The organism is Streptomyces yamdrokensis, assembly GCF_053890455.1.
Window position 1 is genome coordinate 1445090 of the sequence record NZ_CM132679.1, and the last position, 26285, is coordinate 1471374.

Annotated in this window: 19 protein-coding genes and 1 pseudogene; 9 read left to right on the plus strand and 11 right to left on the minus strand. The window is 71.2% G+C overall.

Annotation, left to right across the window (positions count from 1 at the left end):
• Window positions 1-137: 137 nt before the first annotated feature.
• Window positions 138-1040, minus strand: coding sequence for a tRNA (adenine-N1)-methyltransferase (locus ACWZEH_RS05800; protein WP_456196204.1), 903 nt, complete (start codon window positions 1038-1040; stop codon window positions 138-140).
• 71 nt (window positions 1041-1111) lie between these two features.
• Window positions 1112-2824 carry a site-2 protease family protein gene (locus ACWZEH_RS05805; RefSeq protein WP_456196205.1) on the minus strand — a complete coding sequence of 571 codons (1713 nt, stop codon included), beginning with the start codon at window positions 2822-2824 and terminating at the stop codon, window positions 1112-1114.
• Window positions 2825-3032: 208 nt separating this feature from the next.
• Between ACWZEH_RS05805 and ACWZEH_RS05810 the strand changes: the two genes are divergently transcribed.
• Together ACWZEH_RS05810 and ACWZEH_RS05815 are read left to right on the plus strand one after the other, a co-directional pair.
• Complete coding sequence (locus tag ACWZEH_RS05810) at window positions 3033-4004, plus strand: RecB family exonuclease (protein ID WP_456196207.1); 972 nt, start codon at window positions 3033-3035, stop codon at window positions 4002-4004.
• 69 nt (window positions 4005-4073) lie between these two features.
• Window positions 4074-4745, plus strand: a complete 672-nt coding sequence (locus tag ACWZEH_RS05815; RefSeq protein ID WP_456196209.1) for a response regulator — start codon at window positions 4074-4076, stop codon at window positions 4743-4745.
• A 106-nt stretch (window positions 4746-4851) separates the two neighbouring features.
• On the opposite strand, the gene ACWZEH_RS05820 is transcribed toward ACWZEH_RS05815, so the two are convergent.
• The 3 genes from ACWZEH_RS05820 to metH all read right to left on the minus strand — a co-directional run bounded on the left by ACWZEH_RS05820 (window position 4852) and on the right by metH (window position 11374).
• Window positions 4852-6456 carry an ABC transporter substrate-binding protein gene (locus ACWZEH_RS05820; protein ID WP_456196211.1) on the minus strand — a complete coding sequence of 535 codons (1605 nt, stop codon included), beginning with the start codon at window positions 6454-6456 and terminating at the stop codon, window positions 4852-4854.
• A 445-nt stretch (window positions 6457-6901) separates the two neighbouring features.
• Window positions 6902-7642, minus strand: coding sequence for an HAD family hydrolase (locus ACWZEH_RS05825; protein ID WP_456196213.1), 741 nt, complete (start codon window positions 7640-7642; stop codon window positions 6902-6904).
• 219 nt (window positions 7643-7861) lie between these two features.
• Window positions 7862-11374 carry a methionine synthase gene (gene metH, locus ACWZEH_RS05830; RefSeq protein WP_456196214.1) on the minus strand — a complete coding sequence of 1171 codons (3513 nt, stop codon included), beginning with the start codon at window positions 11372-11374 and terminating at the stop codon, window positions 7862-7864.
• Between the two features lie 325 nt (window positions 11375-11699).
• Here metH and ACWZEH_RS05835 point away from each other — a divergent pair, with 325 nt between their 5' ends.
• The 6 genes from ACWZEH_RS05835 to ACWZEH_RS05860 all read left to right on the plus strand — a co-directional run bounded on the left by ACWZEH_RS05835 (window position 11700) and on the right by ACWZEH_RS05860 (window position 18962).
• Window positions 11700-12464 carry an IclR family transcriptional regulator gene (locus ACWZEH_RS05835; protein WP_456196215.1) on the plus strand — a complete coding sequence of 255 codons (765 nt, stop codon included), beginning with the start codon at window positions 11700-11702 and terminating at the stop codon, window positions 12462-12464.
• A 383-nt stretch (window positions 12465-12847) separates the two neighbouring features.
• Entirely contained in the window at window positions 12848-13639 is a 792-nt protein-coding gene (locus ACWZEH_RS05840) for an MIP/aquaporin family protein (protein ID WP_456196217.1), read from the plus strand.
• Window positions 13640-13725: 86 nt separating this feature from the next.
• A complete protein-coding gene (glpK, locus tag ACWZEH_RS05845) occupies window positions 13726-15285 on the plus strand; it encodes a glycerol kinase GlpK (RefSeq protein ID WP_456196219.1) in 1560 nt (519 codons plus the stop codon).
• 18 nt (window positions 15286-15303) lie between these two features.
• Window positions 15304-16920, plus strand: a complete 1617-nt coding sequence (locus tag ACWZEH_RS05850; RefSeq protein WP_456196221.1) for a glycerol-3-phosphate dehydrogenase/oxidase — start codon at window positions 15304-15306, stop codon at window positions 16918-16920.
• Window positions 16921-17099: 179 nt separating this feature from the next.
• A complete protein-coding gene (locus tag ACWZEH_RS05855; RefSeq protein ID WP_456196223.1) occupies window positions 17100-17771 on the plus strand; it encodes a FadR/GntR family transcriptional regulator in 672 nt (223 codons plus the stop codon).
• A 204-nt stretch (window positions 17772-17975) separates the two neighbouring features.
• Complete coding sequence (locus ACWZEH_RS05860) at window positions 17976-18962, plus strand: PAC2 family protein (protein WP_456196225.1); 987 nt, start codon at window positions 17976-17978, stop codon at window positions 18960-18962.
• Window positions 18963-19215: 253 nt separating this feature from the next.
• Here the strand turns inward: ACWZEH_RS05860 and mshC are convergent, their stop codons facing one another.
• From mshC to ACWZEH_RS05880, 4 genes are all read right to left on the minus strand, one after another.
• Complete coding sequence (gene mshC / locus ACWZEH_RS05865) at window positions 19216-20445, minus strand: cysteine--1-D-myo-inosityl 2-amino-2-deoxy-alpha-D-glucopyranoside ligase (RefSeq protein ID WP_456196226.1); 1230 nt, start codon at window positions 20443-20445, stop codon at window positions 19216-19218.
• 343 nt (window positions 20446-20788) lie between these two features.
• Window positions 20789-21625 carry an SCO1664 family protein gene (locus ACWZEH_RS05870; protein WP_456196228.1) on the minus strand — a complete coding sequence of 279 codons (837 nt, stop codon included), beginning with the start codon at window positions 21623-21625 and terminating at the stop codon, window positions 20789-20791.
• Complete coding sequence (locus ACWZEH_RS05875; protein ID WP_456196229.1) at window positions 21589-22179, minus strand: DUF3090 domain-containing protein; 591 nt, start codon at window positions 22177-22179, stop codon at window positions 21589-21591. The genes ACWZEH_RS05870 and ACWZEH_RS05875 overlap by 37 nt, the downstream gene beginning before the upstream one ends.
• A 78-nt stretch (window positions 22180-22257) precedes the next feature.
• A complete protein-coding gene (locus tag ACWZEH_RS05880; RefSeq protein WP_456196231.1) occupies window positions 22258-22944 on the minus strand; it encodes a histidine phosphatase family protein in 687 nt (228 codons plus the stop codon).
• Between the two features lie 112 nt (window positions 22945-23056).
• Here ACWZEH_RS05880 and corA point away from each other — a divergent pair, with 112 nt between their 5' ends.
• A complete protein-coding gene (gene corA / locus ACWZEH_RS05885; protein ID WP_456199461.1) occupies window positions 23057-24052 on the plus strand; it encodes a magnesium/cobalt transporter CorA in 996 nt (331 codons plus the stop codon).
• A 93-nt stretch (window positions 24053-24145) separates the two neighbouring features.
• Here the strand turns inward: corA and ACWZEH_RS05890 are convergent.
• Window positions 24146-24914 (minus strand): annotated as a pseudogene (locus ACWZEH_RS05890) (ferritin-like domain-containing protein); the annotation flags it as partial.
• 308 nt (window positions 24915-25222) lie between these two features.
• Window positions 25223-26278: an LLM class F420-dependent oxidoreductase gene (locus ACWZEH_RS05895; RefSeq protein WP_456196233.1), complete on the minus strand. Its 1056-nt coding sequence runs from the start codon at window positions 26276-26278 to the stop codon at window positions 25223-25225.
• Window positions 26279-26285: the final 7 nt, after the last annotated feature.

Here is a 26285-nt window from a genome sequence, read left to right on the forward strand (position 1 = left end):
ACTGCGGGGTGCGCGGTTGTGACGGGGAGGTCCCGCCCGGTGCCGTCGCGTCAACACGGGAGCGCCGTGGCGCAGTTCCCGGTGCGGGCGGGGAACTGCGCCACGGCGCTCGTGCGTTGTCGTGGTGGCGGGCCGCGTCAGCGTGCGGTGCCCGCGTCGGCGTTGGGCCCCGAGTAGTCCTCGCCGTAGGCGCCCTTGGCGGGGCGGCGGCGGCGCATGGGGGGTTCCACGCCGTCGGCGAGGCGGCGGGCGGTGAGCAGGAAGCCGGTGTGGCCGATCATCCGGTGGTCCGGGCGGACGGCGAGACCTTCGATGTGCCAGTTGCGGATCATCGATTCCCAGGCGGTCGGCTCGTTGAAGGAGCCGATCTCCCGGATGGACTCGACGGTCCGGGCGAGCTGGGTGGTGGTCGCGACGTAGCAGCAGAGGATGCCGCCGGGGACGAGGGCCTTGGAGACGGCCTCCAGGCATTCCCAGGGAGCGAGCATGTCGAGGACGACCCGGTCGACCTCGGTGTCGGACAGGTTGTCCTGGAGGTCGCCGACGGTGAGCTGCCAGGCGGGGTGCGGGCCGCCGAAGTAGCGCTCCACGTTGGCCTGGGCGATCTCGGCGAAGTCCTCGCGGCGTTCGTAGCTGTGCAGCATGCCCTGGTCGCCGATGGCACGCAGCAGGAAGCTGCTGAGCGAGCCGGAGCCGACCCCTGCCTCCACGACGCGGGCGCCGGGGAAGATGTCGGCGAAGGCGAGGATCTGTCCCGCGTCCTTCGGGTAGACGACGGCTGCCCCGCGGGGCATGGACAGGACGTAGTCGGGGAGCAGGGGGCGCAGCGCGAGGTAGGCGACGTTCCCGGTGGTGCGGACAACGCTGCCCTCGGGTGCGCCGATCAGCTCGTCGTGGGGGAAGGAACCCTTGTGGGTGTGGAAATTCTTCCCGGCCTCGAGCGTGAACGTGTAGTGGCGGCCCTTGGGGTCGGTCAGCTGTACCTGGTCCCCGACCTTGAAGGGCCCGCGGCGGCGGGCGGCACCGGTCGGTTCGGACATGTGACCAGCCTACCGGTCCCGGCGCGGGCCGCTGACCACCCTGGGGGTGCGGGGACGGGCAACGGCGGGCGTCAGGCGGGGCGGGCCATGGCCTTGACGAAGGCGCGCTCGACGTCGGCCGCGGACAGGACGCCGTAGATCTCGCCGGTCGCCTCGACGACCAGGTACTCGGTGGCGGGAGCGGCACGCAGGACTTCGAGGAGCTCCTCCCCCGCGAGTTCGGCGGAGACGCGCATGCCGTCGGTGAGGTCCTGGGCGAGCCCGCCGACCGCGACCCAGGGGCGGCGGTGCTCGGGTACGCCGACGATGGCGGCCTCGCGCACCAGGGACAGCGGGGTGCCGTCGGTGTCGACGACGACGAGGGCGCGGGCTCCGGCGGCGTTGGCTCGGCGCAGTGCCTCGGAGAGGGGGGTGTCGGTCTCGACGGGCACCGCGCGGCGGGTCAGGGCGCGGGCGCGCAGTTCCGGCAGGTGCTCACGCAGGCGGGCCATGCGCAGGCTGTTGCCGGCGCCGGTCCAGATGATCGCCGCGAGGATGGCGGCGAGCAGGGCGTCGAGGACGGTGTCCATGCCCACGCTGTCGGCGGCGTCGGAGCCGAGGGCTCCGGACTGGGTGAGCAGGGGGAGGCCGATCAGGACGGAGATGGCGAGGGCGCGGCCGACCCAGGCGGCGGCGACGGTGCCGCTCATCGGCTTGCCGGTGATCTTCCAGACGACCGCGCGGAGCATGCGTCCGCCGTCGAGGGGGAGGCCGGGCAGGAGGTTGAAGACGGCGACGATGAGGTTGGAGATCATCAGGCCGGCCAGCAGGACGCCGGGTACGGAGCCGGGGTCCACCGCGAGCAGTCCGAGGTAGAACAGGCCGGACAGGACGAGGGAGAGCAGCGGCCCCACGAAGGCGAGCACGAACTCCCGTCCGGGTGTCTCGGCCTCCTTCTCGATCTCGGAGACGCCCCCGAAGAACTGGAGCTGGATGCGGCGCACCGGGAGCTTGAAGCGGAGGGCGGCCAGCGTGTGGGCGAGTTCGTGGACCAGGACCGAGGCGTAGAAGGCGACGGCGAAGAACAGTGAGACCAGGTAGCTGGCGGCGCCCAGCTCGGGCAGCACGCGGTCGATCTGGCCGCCGAAGACCCAGGTGATGAGGATGGCGACGAGGAACCAGCTGGGGGCGACGTAGACGGGCACGCCGAACGGGCGTCCCATCAGCAGCCCGCCGCGCCTCTGCTGCTCCGGCGGGCGCTGCGGCACGGTTCCCCTGCCGGGCGCCGCGTGGGCGTGGGTGCGGTCGGGGTGCTGCTGAGGCTTGTGGAACGGGTCGGGCCGGCGGGACCGGCCGGGCTCGGTCCGGCGGCCGGCGGCGTGGCCCTCGGGGGCGTCGCCCTGGGCGGTGTCGCTCTCGTCCGGGCTCCGCGGGTCACGGTTCACCGCAGGTCGCACCGGGGCGGAGTGCTGCTCGGGGGGTCCGTTCCGAGGCGCGCTCCCGGTCGCCGCCGGGGTGCTGCCGGTCCGTGACGCATCGCTCCCGGAGCTCGCCGGAGCGTGGCCGGCAGACGGCGGTGCGGCAGCCCGGTCCTCCGCGCTGTCCGCGCTGTCCGCGCTGTCCCTGTTATTCGTGTTGCGTGTGTTACCTGTGTTGTTGAAGGTGTCCGGAGCGGTCGGGGTGGGTTCGGCCGGGCCGAAGCGGTCTCCGTCGGCGGGGGGTCCGCCCACCGGGGGCCCCGCGTGGCGCTCGGTCGACTCGTCGTTGCCGGAGCGCGGCTTCCCGCGTCCGCCGCTTGCGTCCACCGGTGTCCCCTCGTCGCTGCGTCTCCCGCGCCTGCCGGACGGGAGGGTCTCAAGTCGATGGTATGCGGCCCTCGCCACACGTTTCGCCTCGGCACCCCTCTCCGTTCCCCTCCGTCACCGCGCCTGCTCCCCTCTCCTTCCCCTTCCCCCCTTCGGTCACCCTGCCGTGTGCGGTCACTGTCGGTGCCGGCCCGTAAGGTCTGTGGACATGGAGACGAGCACCGGGGCCGCGGGGCGGTCCGAGAGCATGCCGGTCGTGGCGTCGGACGCGCCGGCCACGGCCGGGGAGGCGGCAGCGGGAGGGGACGCGGCGATGGCGGCCGGAGCCACCACGACGCCTGCCGCGCGGCCCCCCGCGCCGCCCGCCTCGCTGTCCCCGTCGCGCGCCAGTGACTTCATGCAGTGTCCGCTGCTGTACCGGTTCCGGGTCATCGACCGGCTGCCGGAGAAGCCGAGCGAGGCGGCGACGCGGGGCACGCTGGTGCACGCGGTGCTGGAGCGCCTGTTCGACGCTCCGGCCGCCGAGCGCACCGTGCCGCGGGCGAAGGCTCTGGTCCCGGGGCAGTGGGACCGGTTGCGGGAGTCGCGCCCGGAGGTCGCGGAGCTGTTCGCCGGGGATCCGGGGGGCGAGCGGCTGGCGCGCTGGCTGGCGGAGGCGGAGCAGCTGGTGGAGCGCTGGTTCGGCCTGGAGGATCCGAGCCGCCTGGAGCCCGCCGAACGGGAGCTGTTCGTGGAGGCGGAGCTGGATTCCGGGCTGCGGCTGCGCGGCATCATCGACCGGGTGGATGTGGCGCCCACCGGCGAGGTGCGGATCGTCGACTACAAGACGGGCAAGGCCCCGCGGCCGGAGTACGCGGAGGGCGCGCTGTTCCAGATGAAGTTCTACGCCCTGGTGGTGTGGCGGCTGAAGCAGGTGATCCCGCGCCGGCTGCAGCTCGTGTACCTGGGCAGCGGGGATGTGCTGACGTACGACCCCGTCCGCGCGGATCTGGAGCGCGTCGAGCGCAAGCTGCTGGCGCTCTGGGAGGCGATCCGGCAGGCCACGGAGACGGGTGACTGGCAGCCGCGTCCCACCAAACTGTGCGGCTGGTGCGACCACCAGGCGCACTGCCCGGAGTTCGGCGGCACTCCCCCGCCCTACCCGCTGCAGGTGCGGGCGGCCGGGCCCGCCGTGGACTGATGTGCCCCGGGCCCGGGCGGGACAGGGGACGCAGGGCAGAATGAGGATGGACTAACGAAGGAGACTTACGTGGCCATCCGCGTCCTACTGGTCGATGACCAGCCGCTGCTGCGCACCGGCTTCCGGATGATCCTGGAGGCCGAGCAGGACATCGCGGTCGTCGGCGAGGCCGGGGACGGCCTCCAGGCCCAGGACCAGGTGCGGGCGCTGCAGCCCGATGTGGTGCTGATGGACATCCGCATGCCGCGGATGGACGGCGTGGAGGCGACCCGGCAGATCACCGGCCCCGAGCGGAACGGCCCGGTGAAGGTCCTGGTGCTGACGACGTTCGATCTCGACGAGTACGTGGTGGAGGCGCTGCGCGCGGGCGCCAGCGGCTTTCTGCTGAAGGACGCCCCGGCCAACGAGCTGGTGCAGGCGATCCGTGTGGTGGCCGCCGGTGAGGCGATGCTCGCCCCGAGCATCACGCGCCGGCTGCTGGACAAGTACGCCACGCATCTGCCGTCCGGTGACGAGCCGGTGCCGGACACGCTGCACACGCTGACCGACCGTGAGGTCGAGGTGCTGAAGCTGGTGGCGCGGGGGCTGTCCAACGCGGAGATCGCCGCGGACCTGTTCGTCAGCGAGACGACGGTGAAGACGCACGTCGGTCATGTCCTGACGAAGCTCGGACTGCGCGACCGGGTGCAGGCCGCGGTGTACGCGTACGAGAGCGGGCTGGTGCGTCCGGGGGCGCAGTAGCGCCCATCCGCCGGTACGGACGGACTCCGAGGGCGCCTCCACCTCCCGGCTTGCGGGAGGTGGAGGCGCCCTCGGTGCATGCGGGCCCCGTCCGGGTCCTGTCGTGTCAGCCGCTCACTCCACGGCCCAGCTCCCACAGTTGGAGCGAGGAGGAGGAGTTGACCAGGTACGCGGTCCCGGTGATGTCGTCGTGCGCGGCGACGTACTGCTTGCCCTGCCACAGGGGCAGCACGGGCACGTCCTCGGCAACGATGTCCTGGATCTGGTTCAGGCTGTCGGCGGCGGACAGCCGGTCGGCCTGACGGCGGGACTCCGGGATCAGTTCCTTGCGGATCTCGGAGTTGGCGTACGGCGAGTTGAGGAAGTTGTCCTCGGCCAGGAAGGGCGCGATGAACGCGTCGGCGTCCGGGAAGTCGGGGAACCAGCCCATGCCGTAGACGTCGAACTTGCCCTTCTGGCCGTCCGGCCGGAAGGTGTCCCAGGCCGCGCCCTTGATGTCGGTGTCGAACAGGCCGCTGTCGTTGAGCTGCTTGCTGAGCTGCTCGAACTCCGTCTTGGTGGCGGGACCGTAGTGGTCGGTCGTGTAGTGCAGCGTCATCTTCACCGGAGTGGTGATGGCGGCCTCCTCCAGCAGCTCGCGGGCCTTGGAGACGTCAGGGTCGCCGTACTTGTTGAAGAACGCGTTGGAGTGACCGGTGACGGACGCGGGAACCAGCGAATACAGCGGCTCGGCCTGGGAACCGTAGACCTTGGCGACCAGCTCGCCACGGTTGACGATCTGGGCCATGGCCTGGCGGACGGCCTTGGTCTCCACACTGGGGGCCTTGGTGTTGAAGGCCAGGTAGCGGATCTCCAGACCCGGCGACTCGACCAGGTCGACGGTGCCATCGGAGGCGTTGGCGAGCTCCTGGATCTGCTCCGGCGACATGCTGCGGGTCATGACGTCGATGTCATCGCCCTCGAGCGCTTCGCCCATGGCTTCGGCGCTCTCGTAGGAGCGCATCTCGATCTTGTCGTGGCCGACCTTCAGGGAACCCTTGTAGGAGGGGTTCTTGACGTAGGTGGCGCTGACCAGTTCACCGTCCTCGACCTTGGTCTCGAAGGTGTACGGGCCCGACCCGTCGATCTCGAACCCTTCGCGCAGCTTGTCCCCGTCGTAGGAGGCCTCGGGGACGATGCCCGCGACCGGGGTGGAGAGCTTGTACGGGAAGGTGGCGTCCGCCGACTTGAGGTGGAAGATCACCTCGCGGTCGCCCTGCGTCTCGACGGTGTCGACGGTGGACAGCAGCGCGAACACACCACTGTCGGCCTGGATGGCGAGGGCACGGTCGATGGAGTACTTCACATCGGCGGCGGTGATGGAGTCACCGTTCGAGAACTTCAGGCCTTCCCGCAGGGTGCAGCTGTACCGCTCGTTGCCGGAGTCGGTGAAGCCGCAGGTCTCGGCCGCCTCGGGCACCGGCTCACCGTCACCGCGCGGCTGGATGAGCAGGGTCTGCACGGTCTGGCGCAGGATGTTCCAGGTACCGACGTCGTAGGCGTACGCGGGGTCGACCGGCGCGGGGGTGTCCTCCGTGGCGGTGAACCGGTCCGTGGTGCCGACGACGATCGCGTCACCGCCGCCGCTCCCGCCATCGGTGTCGCCACAGCCGGCGAGTACCGGCGCGAGCAGTCCGATCGTGGCCGCCAGCACCAAAGTCTTGCGGTTCATGCTCGAGTTTCTCCAGAGCTGTCGACTCCGTGTATGCGGCATACAGGGGGTGGTGCTACCGATCACGGGGATGGGGGCGATGTTCTCGCGACGAGATTAGTCCGCACCCGCGTGAAGGGTCGCCGCGGCCGGAGTTGAGCCTCCATCACGGAGTGGCACCGGGTGTGAACGCACCGGCGAACGTCGGCGCGGCAGGATTGGTGCAGTGATCCACCAATCAGGACACAAGGGAATGCGAAGGCCTGCCGAAATGGGGCGGACAGCACATGATGCCCCCTCTGTCGAGGCCCCCATAAGTGGTGAACATCACACATTGAATCCGGCCTGGCGGGACCGGAATTCAACGTTCGGTAGCCGTCCGAATTCCTTGGGGCACCCGCCGGGACGGCCGGGGCGCGGCCCCCTGGAATTCCGGCCCTTACGTCACCGCACGCTCGGTGAACGCCTAGCGCACTTCCGTCATCAGACCGTGCAGAAAGGTCAGGTCGACGGCTTCCAGCGAGGGGACGACGGTTCGCCTGGCGGCCGCCTCGATCGGGGCCACCGAGGGCACGGCGACGACGTGGCAGCCCGCGGCCTCGGCGGAGGCGACACCGGTCGCCGTGTCCTCGACGACGGCGCACCGCAGGGGGTTCACGCCGAGTCCGACGGCGGCGGCCAGGTACGGATCGGGGTGCGGCTTGGTGCGCGGAACCTCGTCGCCGGCGACCGACAGCGCGAAGTGCTGGGGCCCCAGCGAGGTGAGCACCCGGTCGATGATCCGCCGGTGCGAGGCGGAGACCAGGGCTGTGGGGATGCGGTACTCGGACAGTTCGGCCAGCAGCCGGGCCGCGCCGGGCATGAGCGGCAGGGTGTCGGCGATACGGTCCTCGAAGCCGTCGTTGAGCAGGACCGTCAGTTCGGCGAGAGGGATGTCGGCCCCGGTCACCTCGAGGAGGAAGCCCGCGCTGCGGGTCATGGGGCCGCCGACCACGACGTGGCGCCAGGAGTCGTCGAGGGTGTGGCCGAGGGAGGCGAACACCTCTACCTCGACGTCCCACCAGAAGCCCTCGGTGTCGACCAGGGTGCCGTCCATGTCCAGGAATACGGCCTGGAGGGTGGATCCTTCGGCCGTGCGGGGCTTCTGCGGTCTGCCGGACCGGAGGGACTGGGGAAGGGGGCCGGGCGCGGGAACCGTACTGGTCATCCACGTACCTCCGTCTAAGGGACGATCAGGCCGGTTCCCCTGGGGGAACCGGCCTGCGGTGGACCGACCAGTGTACGTCGTGCGCGCCGCGACCGCTTCTCGTGTCTCACGGCCCCCGGCGTGGGGGCGGGGCCGTGAGGCGGCTCGGGAGTCCGCGCGCAGGCGCCGGCCGCTCCCCCGGGCCTGTCCGGTGGAGCATGCCGGACAGAGCCTGCGGGGTCAGCGGGCGTTGAAGTACTTGGCCTCCGGGTGGTGGATCACGATGGCGTCCGTGGACTGTTCGGGATGCAGCTGGAACTCCTCGGAGAGGTGGACGCCGATGCGCTCCGGCCGGAGCATTTCGGCGATCTTGGCGCGGTCCTCCAGGTCGGGGCAGGCGCCGTAGCCCAGTGAGAAGCGGGCTCCCCGGTACTTCAGGGCGAACATGTCCTCCATCACGGCCGGGTCCTCGCCGGCGAAGCCGAGTTCGGTGCGGACGCGGGCGTGCCAGTACTCGGCGAGCGCCTCGGCCAGCTGCACGGACAGTCCGTGCAGTTCGAGGTAGTCGCGGTAGGCGTTGGCCTCGAACATCCGGGCGGTCTCCTCGCCGATGCGGGAGCCGACGGTGACGACCTGGAAGCCGACGACATCGGTCTCGCCGGACTCCTCCGGGCGGAAGAAGTCGGCCAGGCACAGCCGGCGGCCGCGGCGCTGGCGGGGGAAGGTGAAGCGGGTGCGTTCGTTGCCCGCGTCGTCCAGGACGATCAGGTCGTCGTCCTTGGAGACGCACGGGAAGTAGCCGTAGACCACGGCCGCCTCCAGCAGGTTGTCCGTCTGGAGGCGGTCCAGCAGGCCGCGCAGCCTGGGCCGGCCCTCGGTCTCCACGAGCTCCTCGTAGGTCGGCCCGTCGCCGGCGCGGGCCTGCTTCAGGCCCCACTGGCCCTTGAACAGGGCACCCTCGTCGAGCCAGGACGCGTACTCCTTGAGCTGGATGCCCTTGATCACGCGGGTGCCCCGGAACGGGGGTTCGGGGACCGGGTTGTCGACGGAGACGTCCGAGCGGACGTGGCCGGCCTCGGGGCGCTCGTCGATCTCCACGGTGGCCGCGCGGACCCGGCGCTGCTTCAGCTCCGGCAGCCGGGCGCCGGGCACGCCGCGCTTGATGCCGATGAGGGCGTCCATCAGGCGCAGGCCCTCGAAGGCGTCGCGGGCGTAGCGGACCTCGCCCTGGTAGATCTCGTGCAGGTCCTGTTCGACGTAGGCGCGGGTCAGTGCGGCACCGCCGAGGATCACCGGGAAGTCGGCGGCCAGGCCGCGCTGGTTGAGCTCCTCCAGGTTCTCCTTCATGATCACCGTGGACTTCACCAGCAGTCCGGACATGCCGATGACGTCGGCACGGTGCTGGTCGGCGGCCTCCAGGATCGCCGAGACGGGCTGCTTGATGCCGAGGTTGACCACGTTGTAGCCGTTGTTCGACAGGATGATGTCGACCAGGTTCTTGCCGATGTCGTGGACATCGCCGCGGACGGTGGCGAGCACGATGGTGCCCTTGCCGTCCTCGTCGGTCTTCTCCATGTGCGGCTCCAGATGGGCGACCGCGTTCTTCATCACCTCGGCGGACTGGAGCACGAACGGCAGCTGCATCTGCCCGGAGCCGAACAGCTCGCCGACCACCTTCATGCCGTCCAGCAACGTGTCGTTGACGATGCCGAGGGCCTTGCGGGTCTCGAGCGCCCGGTCGAGATCGGCCTCCAGGCCGTTTCGCTCGCCGTCGATGATCCGCCGTTTGAGGCGCTCGTCCAGCGGCAGCGCGGCCAGTTCCTCGGCCCGGCCGGCCTTCAGGGACTTGGCGGTGGCGCCCTCGAAGAGCTGCATGAGCTTCTGCAGCGGGTCGTAGCCCTCGCGGCGCCGGTCGTGGATGAGGTCGAGGGCGGTGGTGACCTCCTCCTCGCTGAAGCGGGCGATGGGCAGGATCTTCGACGCGTGCACGATCGCCGAGTCCAGGCCGGCCTTGACGCATTCGTCGAGGAAGACGGAGTTGAGCAGGATGCGGGCGGCCGGGTTGAGGCCGAAGGAGATGTTCGACAGCCCCAGGGTGGTCTGCACCTCGGGGTGGCGGCGCTTGAGCTCGCGGATGCCCTCGATGGTGGCGATGCCGTCCTTGCGGGACTCCTCCTGGCCGGTGCAGATGGTGAAGGTGAGGCAGTCGATGAGGATGTCCTCCTCGTGGATGCCCCAGTTGCCGGTCAGGTCGTCGATGAGACGTTCGGCGATCTCGACCTTCTTCTCGGCGGTGCGGGCCTGGCCCTCCTCGTCGATGGTCAGCGCGATCAGCGCCGCGCCGTGCTCCCTGGCCAGCTGCGCGACACATGCGAAGCGGGATTCGGGGCCGTCGCCGTCCTCGTAGTTCACCGAGTTGACGACCGCCCGGCCGCCGAGCTTCTCCAGGCCGGCCCGCAGGACGGGGACCTCGGTGGAGTCGAGCACGATCGGCAGGGTGGAGGCGGTGGCGAACCGGCCGGCGAGTTCCTCCATGTCGGCGACGCCGTCGCGGCCGACGTAGTCGACGCACAGGTCGAGCATGTGGGCGCCCTCGCGGATCTGCTCGCGGGCCAGTTCCACGCAGTCGTCCCAGCGGCCCTCGAGCATGGCCTCGCGGAACTTCTTGGAGCCGTTGGCGTTGGTGCGCTCGCCGATCGCGAGGTACGAGGTGTCCTGGCGGAAGGGCACGCTCTGGTAGAGGGAGGCGGCGCCCGGTTCCGGCTGGGGGGTGCGCTCGGGCGGGGTGAGACCCCGTACGCGTTCCACGAGTTGGCGCAGGTGTTCGGGGGTGGTGCCGCAGCAGCCGCCGACCAGGGACAGGCCGTAGTCGCGGACGAAGGTGTCCTGGGCGTCGGCCAGGCCCTCGGGGCCGAGCGGGAAGTGGGCGCCGTCCTTGGTGAGGACCGGCAGGCCGGCGTTGGGCATGCACAGCAGGGGGATGCGGGAGTGCCGGCTGAGGTGGCGCAGGTGCTCGCTCATCTCGGCGGGGCCGGTGGAGCAGTTCAGGCCGATCATGTCGATGCCGAGCGGCTCCAGGGCGGTGAGCGCGGCGCCGATCTCGGAGCCCAGGAGCATGGTGCCGGTGGTCTCGAACGCCATGGAGGCCAGCAGCGGCACCTCGACGCCGGTCGCCTCCATGGCGCGGCGGGCGCCGAGGACCGAGGCCTTGGTCTGCAGCAGGTCCTGGGTCGTCTCGACGATCAGCGCGTCGGCACCCCCCGCGAGCAGGCCCTCGGCGTTGGCCTGGTAGCCGTCGCGGATCGTGCCGTAGCCGATGTGACCGAGGGTCGGCAGCTTGGTGCCGGGGCCCATCGAGCCGAGCACCCAGCGGGTGCGGCCGTCGCGCGCGGCGTGCTCGTCGGCGACCTCCCGGGCGATGCGGGCGCCCGCCTCGGAGAGCTCGTGCACACGGTCGGCGATGTCGTACTCGGACGCGGCGCTGTGGTTGGCGCCGAAGGTGTTGGTCTCGACGCAGTCGACTCCTGCGTCGAAGTACTCGGAGTGGACCGAGCGGACGATGTCCGGGCGGGTCAGGTTCAGGATCTCGTTGCAGCCCTCCAACTGCTCGAAGTCCTCGAGCGTGGGGTCCTGCGCCTGGAGCATGGTGCCCATCGCACCATCGGCGACCACCACCCGGGTGGCGAGGGCCTCTCGGAGCGCGGCCACACGGGTCCGGCTGTCGGGGGAAGGGGTCAGCGGCAACGAGGCCATGTAAGGGGCTCCCTCAGGTGCGACGGCTGTCGGCTTTGCGGCTGCCCGGAACGATCCCCGATGGAGCCTCCCGGACAGGGGCACGCCGCCAGGGTATCGGGGACCGCGCCCCGATGTTCCGGGCGTCCACGGGACGGACCATGATGGCGGGCCCGGATGCCCCGCGTACGGGTGAGGGGACGGATCGGGCCACGGATCACGGCCGATGACGGCGGATGACGGCGGACCGTTGGCAAGAGGTCGGCATCGAACGGTAGTGTTCGGCATTGCCGAACAGCGGCAGCGTCGCGGGGCGGCGGTCGAAGGGGACGGAGGCAGCACGGGGATGGCACGGAACATCCAGTCGCTCGAACGGGCGGCAGCGATGCTGCGCCTGCTGGCGGGCGGCGAGCGGCGGCTCGGCCTGTCGGACATCGCCTCGTCGCTGGGCCTCGCCAAGGGGACCGCCCACGGCATTCTGCGCACCCTCCAGCAGGAGGGCTTCGTCGAGCAGGACGACACCTCCGGGCGCTACCAGCTGGGCGCGGAGCTGCTGCGCCTGGGCACCACGTACCTCGACGTGCACGAGCTGCGGGCGCGCGCCCTGGTGTGGACGGACGACCTGGCCCGCTCCAGCGGCGAGAGCGTCTATCTGGGCGTGCTGCACCAGCAGGGCGTACTGATCGTGCACCACGTGTTCCGGCCCGACGACAGCCGGCAGGTCCTGGAGATCGGGGCCATGCAGCCGCTGCACTCCACGGCCCTGGGCAAGGTGCTGGCGGCCTACGACCCGGTGGCCCACAGCGAGGCACTGGAGGCCGACCGCAAGGCGTTCACCGACCGTACGGTGTGCGATCCGGACGCGTTCGAGCGGATCCTCGACCTCACCCGCGCGCGCGGGTACGCGGCGGACGTCGAGGAGACCTGGGAGGGCGTGGCCTCGGTCGCGGCCCCCGTCCACGACCGGCGGCGCATGCCGGTCGGCGCGGTCGGTGTCACGGGCGCGGTGGAGCGGCTGCGGCAGGACGGCGAGCTGCGGCCGGAGCTGATCGCGGCGGTCCGCGACTGCGCCCGCTCGGTGTCGCGGGACCTGGGCGCCCGGCGCTTCTGAGCGCGGCGCGGACAGAACCGGCACGACCGGCACGACCGGCACGACCGGCACACAGGAAGCCCCGGGCCGGGGCGCCGCACGGCGCTCCGGCCGTCGCCGTGCCCTCCGGCGGGAAACTGGGACATACCACCGCGGATCGAATACCGTAGATCGACATCCCGGGACAATAGATAACGATCGCGCTTTCGACAACCAAACCCTTGACGCGCAGGCAGGGCGGAGAAAGACTCCCGTCCATCGGTCGGCATTGTCGAACACTTACCGGCAATACGCGTTAGAGTGTGACAACGCCAAGGGCCGACATCGCTCTCATCCCTGAGGGCGCCAATCCCCGGTGGGACCCGGGGGTCGGCTTCCCTGGACGAAGGACAAAGGAGTCGCGGGTGTCCAGCTCCGACATCTTCATCGGCGAGACCATCGGTACCGCCATACTCATCCTGCTCGGCGGCGGCGTGGTCGCCGCTGTGAGCCTGAAGGCCTCCAAGGCCCGTAACGCCGGATGGCTCGCCATCACCTTCGGGTGGGGCTTCGGCGTCATGACGGCCGTGTACATCTCCGCGCCGCTCTCCGGTGCCCACCTCAACCCGGCCGTGACTGTGGGCCTCGCCATCAAGGACGGCGACTGGAGCAACGTTCCGGTCTATTTCGCCGGAGAGTTCCTCGGCGCGATGATCGGCGCCACGCTGGTCTGGCTGGCCTACTACGGCCAGTTCCAGGCACATCTCACCGACAAGGAGATCGTCGGCGACCGGGGCGATGAGGCCAACGCCAAGGCCATCGAGGCCCAGGAGAAGGGCGCCGGCCCGGTGCTCGGCGTCTTCTCCACCGGCCCGGAGATCCGCAACGTGGTGCAGAACCTCACCACGGAGATCATCGGCACCTTCGTGCTGATCATCGCGGTGCTCACCCAGGGCCTGAACGACGAGGGCAACGGCCTCGGCGTGCTGGGTGGTCTGATCACGGCCCTCGTGGTCGTCTCCATCGGTCTGTCCGTCGGCGGGCCGACCGGTTACGCGATCAACCCGGCCCGTGACCTCGGTCCGCGCATCGTGCACGCCCTCCTGCCGCTGCCCAACAAGGGCGGCTCCGACTGGTCCTACGCCTGGGTCCCGGTGGTCGGTCCGCTGATCGGCGGCGCCCTCGCGGCGGGCGTCCACAACCTCGCCTTCGCCTGAGGGTGACCCCGCCGCCGCAGAACCCCCAGTCTTGTAGAAGCGCCGTACGTACAGCCCCGTAACCAAGGAACCTCCAGGAGCACACAGTGACCGACGACCACACCGCCGGCATCGCCTCCCACGGCCACGGTCCGTTCATCGCCGCCATCGACCAGGGCACGACCTCGTCGCGCTGCATCGTCTTCGACCGCGACGGCCGCATCGTCGCCGTCGACCAGAAGGAACACGAGCAGATCTTCCCCAAGCCGGGCTGGGTCGAACACGACGCCACCGAGATCTGGACCAACGTCCAGGAAGTCGTCGCCGGCGCCGTCGAGAAGGCCGGCATCACCCGGGACGACATCAAGGCCATCGGCATCACCAACCAGCGCGAGACCACCGTGCTGTGGGACCGCAACACCGGTGAGCCGGTCCACAACGCCGTCGTCTGGCAGGACACGCGTACCGACGCCCTCTGCCGCGAGCTCGGCCGCAACGTGGGGCAGGACCGCTTCCGCCGCGAGACCGGTCTGCCGCTCGCCTCCTACTTCGCAGGCCCCAAGGCCCGCTGGCTGCTCGACAACGTCGAGGGCCTCAAGGAGCGCGCCGAGGCGGGCGACATCCTCTTCGGCACCATGGACACCTGGGTCATCTGGAACCTGACCGGCGGCGTGGACGGCGGCAAGCACGTCACCGACGTCACCAACGCGTCCCGCACGATGCTGATGAACCTGCACACCATGCAGTGGGACAAGAAGATCGCCGAGTCCATCGGCGTGCCGACGGCGATGCTGCCCGAGATCCGTTCCTCCGCCGAGGTCTACGGCGAGATCAAGGGCGGGAACCTGGGCGACCTGCTCGGCGGCATCCCGGTCGCCTCCGCGCTCGGTGACCAGCAGGCGGCCCTGTTCGGCCAGACCTGTTTCGCCGAGGGCGAGACCAAGTCGACGTACGGCACCGGCACCTTCATGGTGATGAACACCGGTGACAAGATCATCAACTCCTACAGCGGGCTGCTGACCACCGTCGGCTACCAGATCGGCGACCAGAAGCCGGTCTACGCCCTCGAGGGATCCATCGCCGTCACCGGTTCGCTGGTGCAGTGGATGCGCGACCAGATGGGCCTGATCTCCACCGCCGCCGAGATCGAGACCCTCGCGCTCTCGGTCGAGGACAACGGCGGCGCCTACTTCGTACCGGCCTTCTCCGGCCTGTTCGCCCCGTACTGGCGTTCCGACGCCCGCGGTGTGATCGCCGGCCTGACCCGGTACGTCACCAAGGCGCACATCGCGCGCGCCGTCCTGGAGGCCACCGCCTGGCAGACGCGGGAGATCGCCGACGCCATGACGAAGGACTCCGGCGTCGAGCTGGCCGCCCTCAAGGTCGACGGCGGTATGACCTCCAACAACCTGCTGATGCAGACCCTCGCCGACTTCGTGGACGCGCCCGTGGTGCGCCCCATGGTCGCCGAGACCACCTGCCTCGGCGCCGCCTACGCCGCCGGCCTCGCCGTCGGCTTCTGGAACAACACCGACGACCTGCGCGCCAACTGGCGCCGGGCCGCCGAGTGGACCCCCCGCATGGACGCGGAGATCCGCGACCGTGAGTACAAGAGCTGGCTCAAGGCCGTCGAACGGACCATGGGCTGGCTCGAGGACGAAGACTGACGAGGAGCAAGACCCGCCATGACCACTCAGTCCACCCTGCAGTCCGTGCCTGCCCTGGGGACGCACCCGGCTTCCAGCTCGAACCCGAGCCGGGCCGAGACCCGGGAGCAGCTCTCCAAGGCGTCGTACGACCTCCTCGTGATCGGCGGCGGCATCCTGGGCATCTCCACCGCCTGGCACGCCGCGCAGTCCGGCCTCAGGGTGGCTCTGGTCGACGCCGGCGACTTCGCCGGCGCCACCTCCTCCGCCTCCTCCAAGCTCCTCCACGGCGGTCTGCGCTATCTGCAGACCGGCGCGGTGAGGCTGGTGGCGGAGAACCACTTCGAGCGCCGTGCGGTCTCCCGTCAGGTGGCTCCCCATCTGGCGAACCCGCTCACGTTCTACCTCCCCGTGTACAAGGGCGGGCCGCACGGCGCGGCGAAGCTCGGAGCAGGTGTCTTCGCGTACTCGGCCCTGTCGGCCTTCGGTGACGGTGTGGGCCATCTGCTCTCCCCCGCCAAGGCCGCGCGGGACGTGCCGGAGCTGCGCACGGACAACCTCAAGGCCGTGGCCGTGTACGGCGACGACCAGATGAACGACGCGCGGATGGCGCTGATGACGGTCCGCGCGGCGGTCGAGTCGGGCGCCGTCGTCCTCAACCACGCCGAGGTGACCGGTCTGCGGTTCACCAGGGGCCGGGTGACCGGTGCCGAGCTGCGCGACCGGCTGTCGGGCGACGAGTTCGGCGTCGACGCCCGTCTGGTGCTGAACGCGACCGGGCCGTGGGTCGATCACCTGCGCCGGATGGAGGACCCGAAGGCGGCGCCGTCCATCCGCCTGTCCAAGGGCGCGCACCTGGTCCTGAAGCGGACCGCTCCGTGGCGGGCCGCGCTGGCCACGCCGATCGACAAGTACCGCATCACCTTCGCCCTCCCCTGGGAGGACATGCTGCTGCTCGGTACGACCGACGAGGAGTTCGAGGGCGACCCGGCGGACGTCGCGGTCACCGAGAAGGACACCGCCCAGATACTCGACGAGGCCGCGTTCTCCATCCGCGACCAGCAGCTGGACCGTGACCTGATCACGTACTCCTTCGCGGGCCTGCGGGTGCTGCCGGGCGGCCCCGGGGACACCTCGAAGGCCAAGCGCGAGACGGTCGTCAGTGAGGGCCGCGGCGGGATGCTGTCCGTCGCGGGCGGCAAGTGGACCACCTTCCGTCACATCGGCCGCACGGTGATGCGCAAGCTCCAGGAACTGCCCGGCCACCCGCTGGGCGACGACTTCGAGCCCGTCGCGGCGCTGCCGAGCAAGCTGCCGCTGCCGGGGGTCGCCAACCCGCGCGCCGTCGCCCACCGGCTGCTGGTGGACGGCCCCGCGCCCGGCCCGCGCATGGCCGCGGACACCGCCCGGCACCTGGCCACCCACTACGGTTCGCTGGCCTTCGACATCGCCCGGCTGGCCAACGACGACCCGGCGCTGGCCCGGCGCGTCCACCCGGACGCCCCGGAAATCTGGGCGCAGGTCGTCTGGGCCCGGGACCACGAGTGGGCCGAGACGGCGGACGACGTGCTGCGCCGCCGTACGACGCTGACGATCCGGGGTCTTGCCACGGATGAGGTCCGCGCGGAGGTCCAGGGCCTGCTCGACAAGAGGTGACCGCGCGGTCACCGGTCCTCCCGCGCGAGGGACGGTGCCGGGAGGGGGCGGCTTCGGACAGGTCCTGCGGGACCTGTCCGAAGCCGCCCCTTCCCGCTGTGGGTCCGCCCCGGAGGGCCCGCATAATGGCCCGGATACATCGGACGTCTGGTCCGTAGGGGATCCCCAGGGAGGCCGGGATGGCAGTCACCGACGAAGCGATAGAGAAGATCAAAGGGATGATCGTCTCCGGCGCGCTGCGTCCCGGCGACCGGCTGCCCAGGGAGAGCGAACTCGCGGCCGGACTGGGGCTGTCGCGCAACTCCCTGCGGGAGGCGGTGCGCGCGCTGTCGCTGATCCGGATCCTGGACGTGCGGCAGGGCGACGGCACGTACGTCACCAGCCTGGATCCGCAACTGCTGCTGGAGGCGTTGAGTTTCGTCGTGGACTTCCACCGGGACGACACGGTCCTGGAGTTCCTCGCCGTGCGCCGCATCCTGGAGCCGGCCGCGACGGCCGCAGCGGCGACCCTGATCAGCGAGCGGGAACTGGACGTGCTGTCGGAGCAGTTGGACGGGCTGGGCCCCGAACCGTCGGTGGAGGCCCTGGTGGCAGCCGATCTGGATTTCCACCGGAGGATCGTGCGGGGTTCGGGCAACTCCGTGCTCTGTTCCCTGCTTGACGGCCTGTCCGGCCCCACCACCCGGGCCCGCGTCTGGCGAGGGCTCACCCAGGAGGACGCCGTCGGCCGGACCCTGCGCGAGCACCGGGCCATCCTGGCGGCCCTGCGGGACCGGGACGCGGAGGCGGCGCGGTCGTGGGCCACCGTCCACATCGCGAGCGTCGAGCAGTGGCTGCGGTCCACGCTGTGAGAGCCCGCCGTGCGCGCCGTGAGCCGGACCGTTCCACCCCGTGAGCGGGCGGCCCTGCCGGACAGCTCGGATCAATGCGTGGTGTTTCCCGGTCTCCGCCGGGGCAGTGTTGGGGCATTCCCCCCCGCGAGGGGGCTGCGGGCACTCCCCCGGCACGCCGTAAGGTTGGGGGGTACGCGAGGGCACGTCGGAAGGAGGCACTGGGTGATCGAGCTCGAGGGGGTTCCCGAGCTGGTCGACCCGGTCATGGTGGCCGCGTTCGAGGGCTGGAACGATGCCGGCGACGCCGCCTCCACCGCGGTCGCGCATCTGGACAGGGAATGGAAGGGCGAGGTGTTCGCGGCGCTGGACGCCGAGGACTACTACGACTTCCAGGTCAACCGGCCCACGGTGTTCATGGACGGCGGCGTCCGGAAGATCACCTGGCCGACGACGCGGTTGTCGGTGGTCCGGGTCGGCGGCGACAAGCCACGCGATCTGGTGCTGGTCCGCGGGATCGAACCGTCCATGCGCTGGCGCTCGTTCTGCAACGAGCTGCTGGGCTTCGCCCACGAACTCGGGGTGGAGCTGGTGGTCGTCCTGGGCGCCCTGCTCGGTGACACCCCGCACACCCGTCCGGTCCCGATCAGCGGGACCACGTCCGATCCGGACCTGGCCCGCCGCATGGACCTCGAGGAGACCAAGTACGAGGGGCCCACGGGGATCGTCGGCATCCTCCAGGAGGCGTGCACGCACGCGGGTGTCCCGGCGGTGTCGCTGTGGGCGGCGGTCCCGCACTACGTGTCGCAGCCGCCCAACCCGAAGGCGACGCTGGCCCTCCTGAACCGGCTGGAGGACCTGATCGACGTGCGTATCCCCCTGGGCGAACTGTCCGAGGACGCGCGCGCATGGCAGGTGGGCGTGGACCAGCTGGCCGCGGAGGACAGCGAGGTCGCGGAGTACGTCCAGTCACTGGAGGAGGCCCGGGACACGGCCGAGCTGCCGGAGGCGTCGGGCGAGGCGATCGCCCGCGAGTTCGAGCGCTATCTGCGGCGCCGTGACGGCTCGTCCGGTCCGCCGCAGCCCGGCGGCCACGCCACGGCCGACGGCGGGGACGGCGCGTCGTTCCGGCGGGACACCCCGAGCAGCCGCCCCCGCCCACCGAAACCCCCGAAACCGGACACGGACGGCGAGGATCCCTCGGAGGACTAGGGCCTGTCCGGTGGAGCAGGTCGAGGCAATCGGCGGTGTCCGTCCAGCTGGGGCGGGTGGGGCCCGGTGCGTTCAGATGTAAGGCCGCCGGGACGCCCCCTGCTCGAAGAGCCCGGGGGCGGGTGTGCCGGCCCCGCGTCTGCGGCATGATCCGCCGGAGAAGGTCCCGGAGGGCTCGGCGTGCGGCAGTGGGGCGCCCCGTCGGTGGACGGGGCGCCCCACTGTGTCTCCGGACGGCCAGGTCCTGTTCGGCCTACAGCGCCACGCCGAGCAGGGCGTCCACCGCGCGGGAGACGATCCCCGGCGCACCGGTGTCCGTGCCTCCCCGCTGCTCCTGGGCCACGGCCCAGCGGTCGACGGCGGTCAGTGCCGCCGGGGCGTCCAGGTCGTTGGCCAGGGCTTCGCGGATCTCGTCCACGAGGGCCTCGGCGGAGGGGCCGTCGGGGCGGGAGACGGCGGCCCGCCAGTGCCCGAGCCGGGTCACGGCGTCCTGGAGGACCTGGTCGGTCCATTCCCAGTCGGCTCGGTAGTGGTGGGAGAGCAGCGCCAGCCGGATCGCCGCCGGGTCGACGCCGTCCTGCCTCAGCCGGGACACGAAGACCAGGTTGCCCTTGGACTTGGACATCTTCTCGCCGTGCAGGGCGACCATGCCGGCGTGGACGTACGCCTTGGCCATGGGGAACCCGCCGGTGAGCGCCTGGGCGTGCGAGGCACCCATCTCGTGGTGCGGGAAGACCAGGTCGGAACCGCCGCCCTGGACGTCGAAGCCCATGCCCAGGTGGTCGAGGGCGATGGCCACGCACTCGATGTGCCAGCCCGGACGGCCCCGGCCCAGCGACCCGCCGTCCCAGCTGGGCTCGCCCTCGCGGGCGGCCGACCAGAGCATCGGGTCGAGGGGGTTCTTCTTGCCCGGACGGTCCGGGTCGCCGCCGCGTTCCGCGGACAGCAGCCGCATGGCGGCGGCGTCGAGATGCGAGACCTGCCCGAAGTGCGGGTCGGCCTCGACCGAGAAGTAGGTGTCGCCCTCGAGTTCGTACGCCGCACCGAGGTCGCGCAGCCGTTCGACGAGCGGAACGATCCCGGGTATCGCCTCCACGGCACCTATGTACTGCCGCGGCGGCAGCATCCGCAGGGCCGTCATGTCCTCGCGGAAGAGCTGGGTCTCCTGCTCGGCGAGCGCGGCCCAGTCGACGCCGTCCCGCTCGGCCCGCTCCAGCAGCGGGTCGTCGACGTCGGTGACGTTCTGGACGTAGTGAACCTGCCGCTTGGTGTCGAGCCACACGCGCTGCACCAGGTCGAACGCGTTGTACGTCGCCGCGTGTCCGATGTGGGTGGCGTCGTACGGGGTGATGCCGCAGACGTAGATACGGGCTACGGGGCCGGGGTCGAGTGTGACCGGCCCCCCGGTCGCGGTGTCGTGAATCCTCAGGTCGCGTCCCTGACCGGGCAGGGCGGGGACCTCGGAAGCGGGCCAGGCATGCATGTCATGAGCGTAACCGGACCATGGTCCAGGACACTAACCGGAGCGGGCCGGACGACCGGGAAGGCACTCTTGCGCGTCACCGCCGAAGATGCAGGTGGCGTGCGCGCGGAGAGCGCGGGGGCCGCCCCGGCTCGGCCCCGGCCCGCGTCGGACCGGATCCGGACCACCGAACCCGGGTTGGACTGAGGCACCCGGGGCAGGCCACCACGCTCGGGCCGGAACTGCGGGATCGGGCCACACCGCCGGACCCGGGGCAGACCAGGCGGACCGGCGAACCCGGGGCAGGCCACCGTGCTCGGCTCGGGCCGGACCACCGGGCCCGAGGCGGAGCAGCGAGCCCGGGTCAGACCGGTGGCCAGGGGATGGCCGGCCAGTCGCCGCCGGGCACCGGATGGGTGCCGGTGGTGAGGAGGGATGCCACGCGCGCGCGTGTGGCGTCGATCTCGGCGGGGGTGACGTGCGGAGCCAGTGAGGCCGCCAGCGGGCCACCCTCGGCGAGGGCCTTCCCGAGGGCCTCCAGGACCTCGCGCGCCTCCTCGGTCAAGGGCTCTCCCGCCCAGCCCCACAGCAGGGTGCGCAGTTTGTCCTCGGCGTTGAAGGTGACACCGTGGTCGATGCCGTGGAGCCGGCCGTCCCGGGTGGGCAGGAGGTGTCCGCCCTTGCGGTCGGCGTTGTTGATCACCGCGTCGAGCACGGCCAGCCGGCGCAGCCGCGCGTCGTCGGCGTGCACGAGCAGCGCGGTGCGTCCCTCCCCCACCTCGGCGAACCCGATCGCCTTCCAGCCGGGGCCGGGTTCCTCCCGGTCGACCAGGGCGAGGAGTTCCGCGTCGGGGGCGGTCTCGATCCACAGCTGGCACATGCCCTCGCCGTGCGGCCCGTCCCGCAGCACGGTGGGCGGCACCAGTCCCCAGCCGGTCGCCTCGGAGACCAGGTACGCCGCGACCTCGCGCCCGGCGAGCGTCCCGTCCGGGAAGTCCCACAGGGGCCGCTCCCCCGCGACGGGCTTGTAGACACAGGCGGCCTCGCGGCCCTCGTGGGTCACGGTGCAGTACAGCGCCGCGTTCGACGCCTCACGGATGCGTCCGCGCACGGTCAGCTCGCCCTCGGCGAGCAGCAGCACTGCGGCGGCGGAGTCGTCGGCGGTCACGCTCCGCGTCGGTATCCGTTCTGACGCGGACATACGTGTCCTTCCGGGTCGAGGGGGAGGCTGCACAGCGGGCACGGCGGCCGGCCCGCGTTGACGACCTCGAGGGCGCGTTTGGCGAACGCACGGGCCTGGACGCCGGTGAGCCGGACCCTGAGCATCGGGGGCCCGTTCTCCTCGTCCTGGAGCAGCCGTTCCTCCGCCTCGGCGAGGTCCTCCTCGGACTCGGCGTCCAGTTCGACGAGCGCCTGCGCCTCGACGATCATGCACTCCTCCTCGCCGTCCCAGGCGAGCGCCATGGTGCCGACGCGGAACTCCTCCTCCACGGGGGCGTCGAGCGGGGCCGTGTCGGCGATCTCCGTCGGTGCCACGGCGGGCACGGCGGCGCTGCCCCCGCTACGGCGTACGACCTCGTCGAGGAGTTCGTCCATGCGCTCGGCCAGTGCGGCGACCTGGGTCTTCTCCAGGGCCACGCTGGTCACCCGGGAGCCGGCTGAGGCCTGGAGGAAGAACGTACGGCGCCCTGGCAGTCCGACCGTACCGGCCACGAAACGTTCCGGCTGGTCGTAGAGGAACACCTGACGGGACACGTCCTGTCTCCATTGAGAGTTGTGGGTACCTGTATCCACGGCACTGCCGCGACGGCTTCACCCTACTGCGGGCGACGATCACGGTGCGCCCGCGCCGCCGCCCACCGTGGCGTCGTCGGCGGGCGGCTCGCCCTGGGGCGCCAGGGCGGCGAAGTCTCCGGTGTCGCCGAGCCGGACCAGGTAGGGGCGCAGTCGCGTGTACCGGATCGCGGTGACGGAGCAGGGGTCGACGGAGATCCGCTGGAAGAGGTCGAGATGGAGCCCGAGTGCTTCGGCGACGAGGGACTTGATGATGTCCCCGTGCGAACACATGAGGTAGACGGCGTCACCGCCGTGGTCGCGCTCCACGCGCGCGTTCCACTCGCGTACCGCCTCGGCGGCACGTGTCTGCATCGCGCGCATGGACTCCCCGCCGGGGAAGGCGGCGGCCGACGGATGGGCCTGGACGACCTCCATGAGGGGCTCGTCCTTCAGCTCGGCGAGCTTGCGGCCCGTCCAGTCGCCGTAGTGGCACTCCCCGATGCGGTCGTCGGTGTGGGCGGTGAGGCCGGGCCGGGCGTCCAGGAGCGGCCGGATCGTCTCCTGGCAGCGCTGGAGAGGGCTGGCGACGACCTCGGAGAGGGGCAGGGCGGCGAGCCGTCCGGGCAGGGCGGCGGCCTGCGCGGCCCCGCGTTCGTCGAGGGCGACGCCGGGCGTCCAGCCGGCGAGCAGTCCCTCGGTGTTGGCGGTGGATCGTCCGTGCCGGACCAGGAGCAATGTGGGCATGCGGCCAGGGTAGGCGTACGCACAGATATGTGGCCGGGCGCGTCGCGAGGTGCGCTGCCCGGTGCGGTGGGGCCGGACGCGCCGGCCGGCCGGTGAAGGGAGAGTGCGTTCTGTGATCGTCGACTGCGCCGTCTACCGGGAGGGACACCGGACGGAGGGGCCCGGTGACTTCTCCGACGCGCTGGAGCAGGCGCGGGCCTCGGGCGGCTTCGTGTGGATCGGGCTCCACGAGCCGACGGAGGACGAGTTCGGCCTGGTCTCCCAGGAGTTCGGGCTGCATCCGCTGGCGGTCGAGGACGCCCTCAAGGCGCATCAGCGGCCCAAGCTGGAGGTGTACGACGACTCGCTGTTCATGGTCCTCAAGCCGGTCGCCTACGAGCCGGACAGCGACACCGTCTCCAGCGGCGAGGTCATGATCTTCCTGGGGGACGCGTTCGTGGTGACCGTCCGGCACGGCGAGGGCTCTCCGCTGAACGCCGTACGGAGCCGTCTGGAGCACGAGCCGGAGCTGCTGGGGAAGGGACCGACCTCGGTGGTGTACGCGATCGCCGACGCGGCCGTCGACCACTATCTCGACGTGGCGGCCGAGCTGCAGACCGACCTCGAGGAGCTGGAGGCGGAGGTCTTCAGCCCGGACGGTGCCGGTGCGCGGCACACCGCGTCCAGGATCTACACGTTCAAGCGGCAGATCCTGGAGTTCCGCCGGGCGACCGGGCCGCTGACGCAGCCGATGGCACGGCTGGCGGGGTCGGGCGCGTTCGGCGCGGCGGTGCCCTTCGTGTCCAAGAAGGCGCGGCCCTTCTTCCGTGACGTGCACGACCACCTCACGCGCGTGAACGAGTCCGTGGAGAGCCTGGACCGGCTGGTGTCGGACATCCTCTCGGCGCATCTGGCCCAGGTGAGCGTCCGGCAGAACGACGACATGCGGAAGATCTCCGCGTGGGCGGCGATGGCCGCGATCCCCACGATGCTGGCGGGGATCTACGGCATGAACTTCGAGCACATGCCGGAGCTGCGGTGGAAGGCGTCCTATCCGGCGGTGATCGTGGTGATGGCCGTACTGGAGGTCCTGCTGTACCGGCTGTTCAAGCGGCGTGGCTGGATGTAGCGGGCTGCGGACCGGAGCAGGGGGCGGCAGGCGACGCGGCAGGCGGTGCGGCCGCGTCCGGCTCCGTCGGTGGTTCAGGCGAACCCGGGTGCCGGGCCCGCCGGGCCCGCCCAGGGCGTCGCGGCGGTCCGGCGTCCTGAGCGAGACCATGCGGCGCCGGCCGCCCAGGCGCTCGTAGACGTACACCGCGTGGATGCCGGCGGCCAGGAGGGCCGCCCTGGCCCGGGACCGGCCGAGGACGCGGCCCATCCGGTCCATCACGGCGAGGCTGACGTCCCGGTGGACGCGGATCTCGGCGAGGGCGCTCGCGCGCAGGGTGCGCCGGATGGCGCGGCCGTGTCCCGCGTGGGCGAAGCGCGGCAGTTCCTCGTGGCAGTAGGCGAGGTGGTTGTCCTCGGCGTCGGAGATCATCCTGACCGCGCGGCCGAGGTCGGGGTGGTCACAGAAGTGCTTGCGGAGCAGTCCCATCCGCTCGGAGGCCCGCTGTTCGGTGACCCGGCTGTGGGCGAGGTAGGTGACGATGTCCTCGACGGTGAGCGGCTCGTCGTGCCTGAGCTTGTCGTGCCAGACCGATGCCGCCGCGTTCGAGGAGCATCGTGCAGTCGGTCTCGGGCGGGACGGGGACGGGCCGCACACCTCGCTTTTTCATCAGCGCGTCGAAGATGCGGCCGTGCTTGTCCTCGTCGGCGCCGTGCCGGGTGGTCTTGGGGGCGAGCGCGCTCCGGGACGCGGGGACCAGCGCGGCGATCCGGGCGTTCTCCCAGCCGCCCTGGGACTCGCCGCCGGCGGCGATGGAGCACCACAGCGCGAGGGACTCGTCGTTGTCGAGGATCTCCTGGAACAGGCTTTTGGCCGAAAGCATCATGGCCCCTCTCCGCAAGGATTCCGCACGTTCCGCGGTTCCGCGGTTCCGCGGTTCCGCGGACCGCGGTTGCGGCGCTTTGTGGTACCCGCGGTGGTCGGAAGTGGTCCGCAAGGAAGGAGTCAAATGCGAGGAGTGGCTCACGGCAACAGGGGTGGCCTGCGACTGCGGCGAAGAGAGGAGGGACGAGAGGGCGCCGGGGCGTGACCGCGGGGGCCGCCGGGCGTTGGTGTGGGTGACGGCCGTGGCGGGGAGGACCCCCGAGCCCCCGCCACGGCCGTGGAACCTTCGCTGCCGCGCCGGCGGTACTACGCGAGGCCGGCGCGCTCCAGGGCCTCGGTGCCGGCGCGCAGCGACGCGAGTCGCTCGTCGAGGGTGAAGCCCGCCGGGGCGAGGGTGAGGGTGGTGACCCCGGCCGCCGCGTAGGCCCTCATCCGGTCCGCGATGCGGTCCACGGAGCCGAGGAGCGTGGTGGAGTCGATCAGGTCGTGCGGTACGGCCGCGGCGGCGCCCTGCTTGTCGCCGGACAGGTACTTGTCCTGGATCTCGGCGGCCTCCCGCTCATATCCCATGCGCCCGGCGAGCTGGTTGTAGAAGTTCTGCCTGCGGCTGCCCATACCGCCGACGTACAGCGCGGTGTAGGGGCGGAAGGTGTCGGCGAGGGTGGCGACGTCCTTGTCGTCGCCGACGGCGAGGGGCAGGGTGGGGCAGACGTCGAAGCCCTCGAGGGTCTTGCCGGCCTTCTCACGGCCTGCCCTCAGGTACGTGACGGCGGTGTCCTCGAGGTGGTCGGCGGAGGGGAAGATCAGCAGGGCGCCGTCGGCGATCTCACCGGTCTGTTCGAGGTTCTTCGGGCCGATCGCGGCGATGTAGAGGGGGATGTGCTCGCGCTGCGGGTGCACGGTGAGCTTGATGGGCTTGCCGGGGCCGCCGGGGAGGGGCAGCGTCCAGTGCTCGCCGTCGTGGGTGAGGCGCTCGCGCGTCATGGCCTTGCGGATGATCTCGACGTACTCGCGGGTCCGGGCGAGCGGTTTGTCGAACTTGACGCCGTACCAGCCCTCGGAGACCTGCGGGCCGGAGACGCCGAGCCCGAGGCGGAACCGGCCGCCGGAGAGGGAGTCGAGGGTGGCGGCCGTCATCGCCGTCATCGCGGGCTGGCGGGCCGGGATCTGGAAGATGGCCGAGCCCACGTCGATGCGTTCGGTCTGGGCGGCGACCCAGGTGAGCACGGTGGCGGCGTCGGAGCCGTAGGCCTCGGCCGCCCAGCAGACCGCGTACCCGAGGCGGTCTGCCTCCTGCGCCACGGCGAGGTTGTCCGCGTCCATTCCGGCACCCCAGTAGCCGAGGTTGATCCCGAGCTGCATGGCCGTC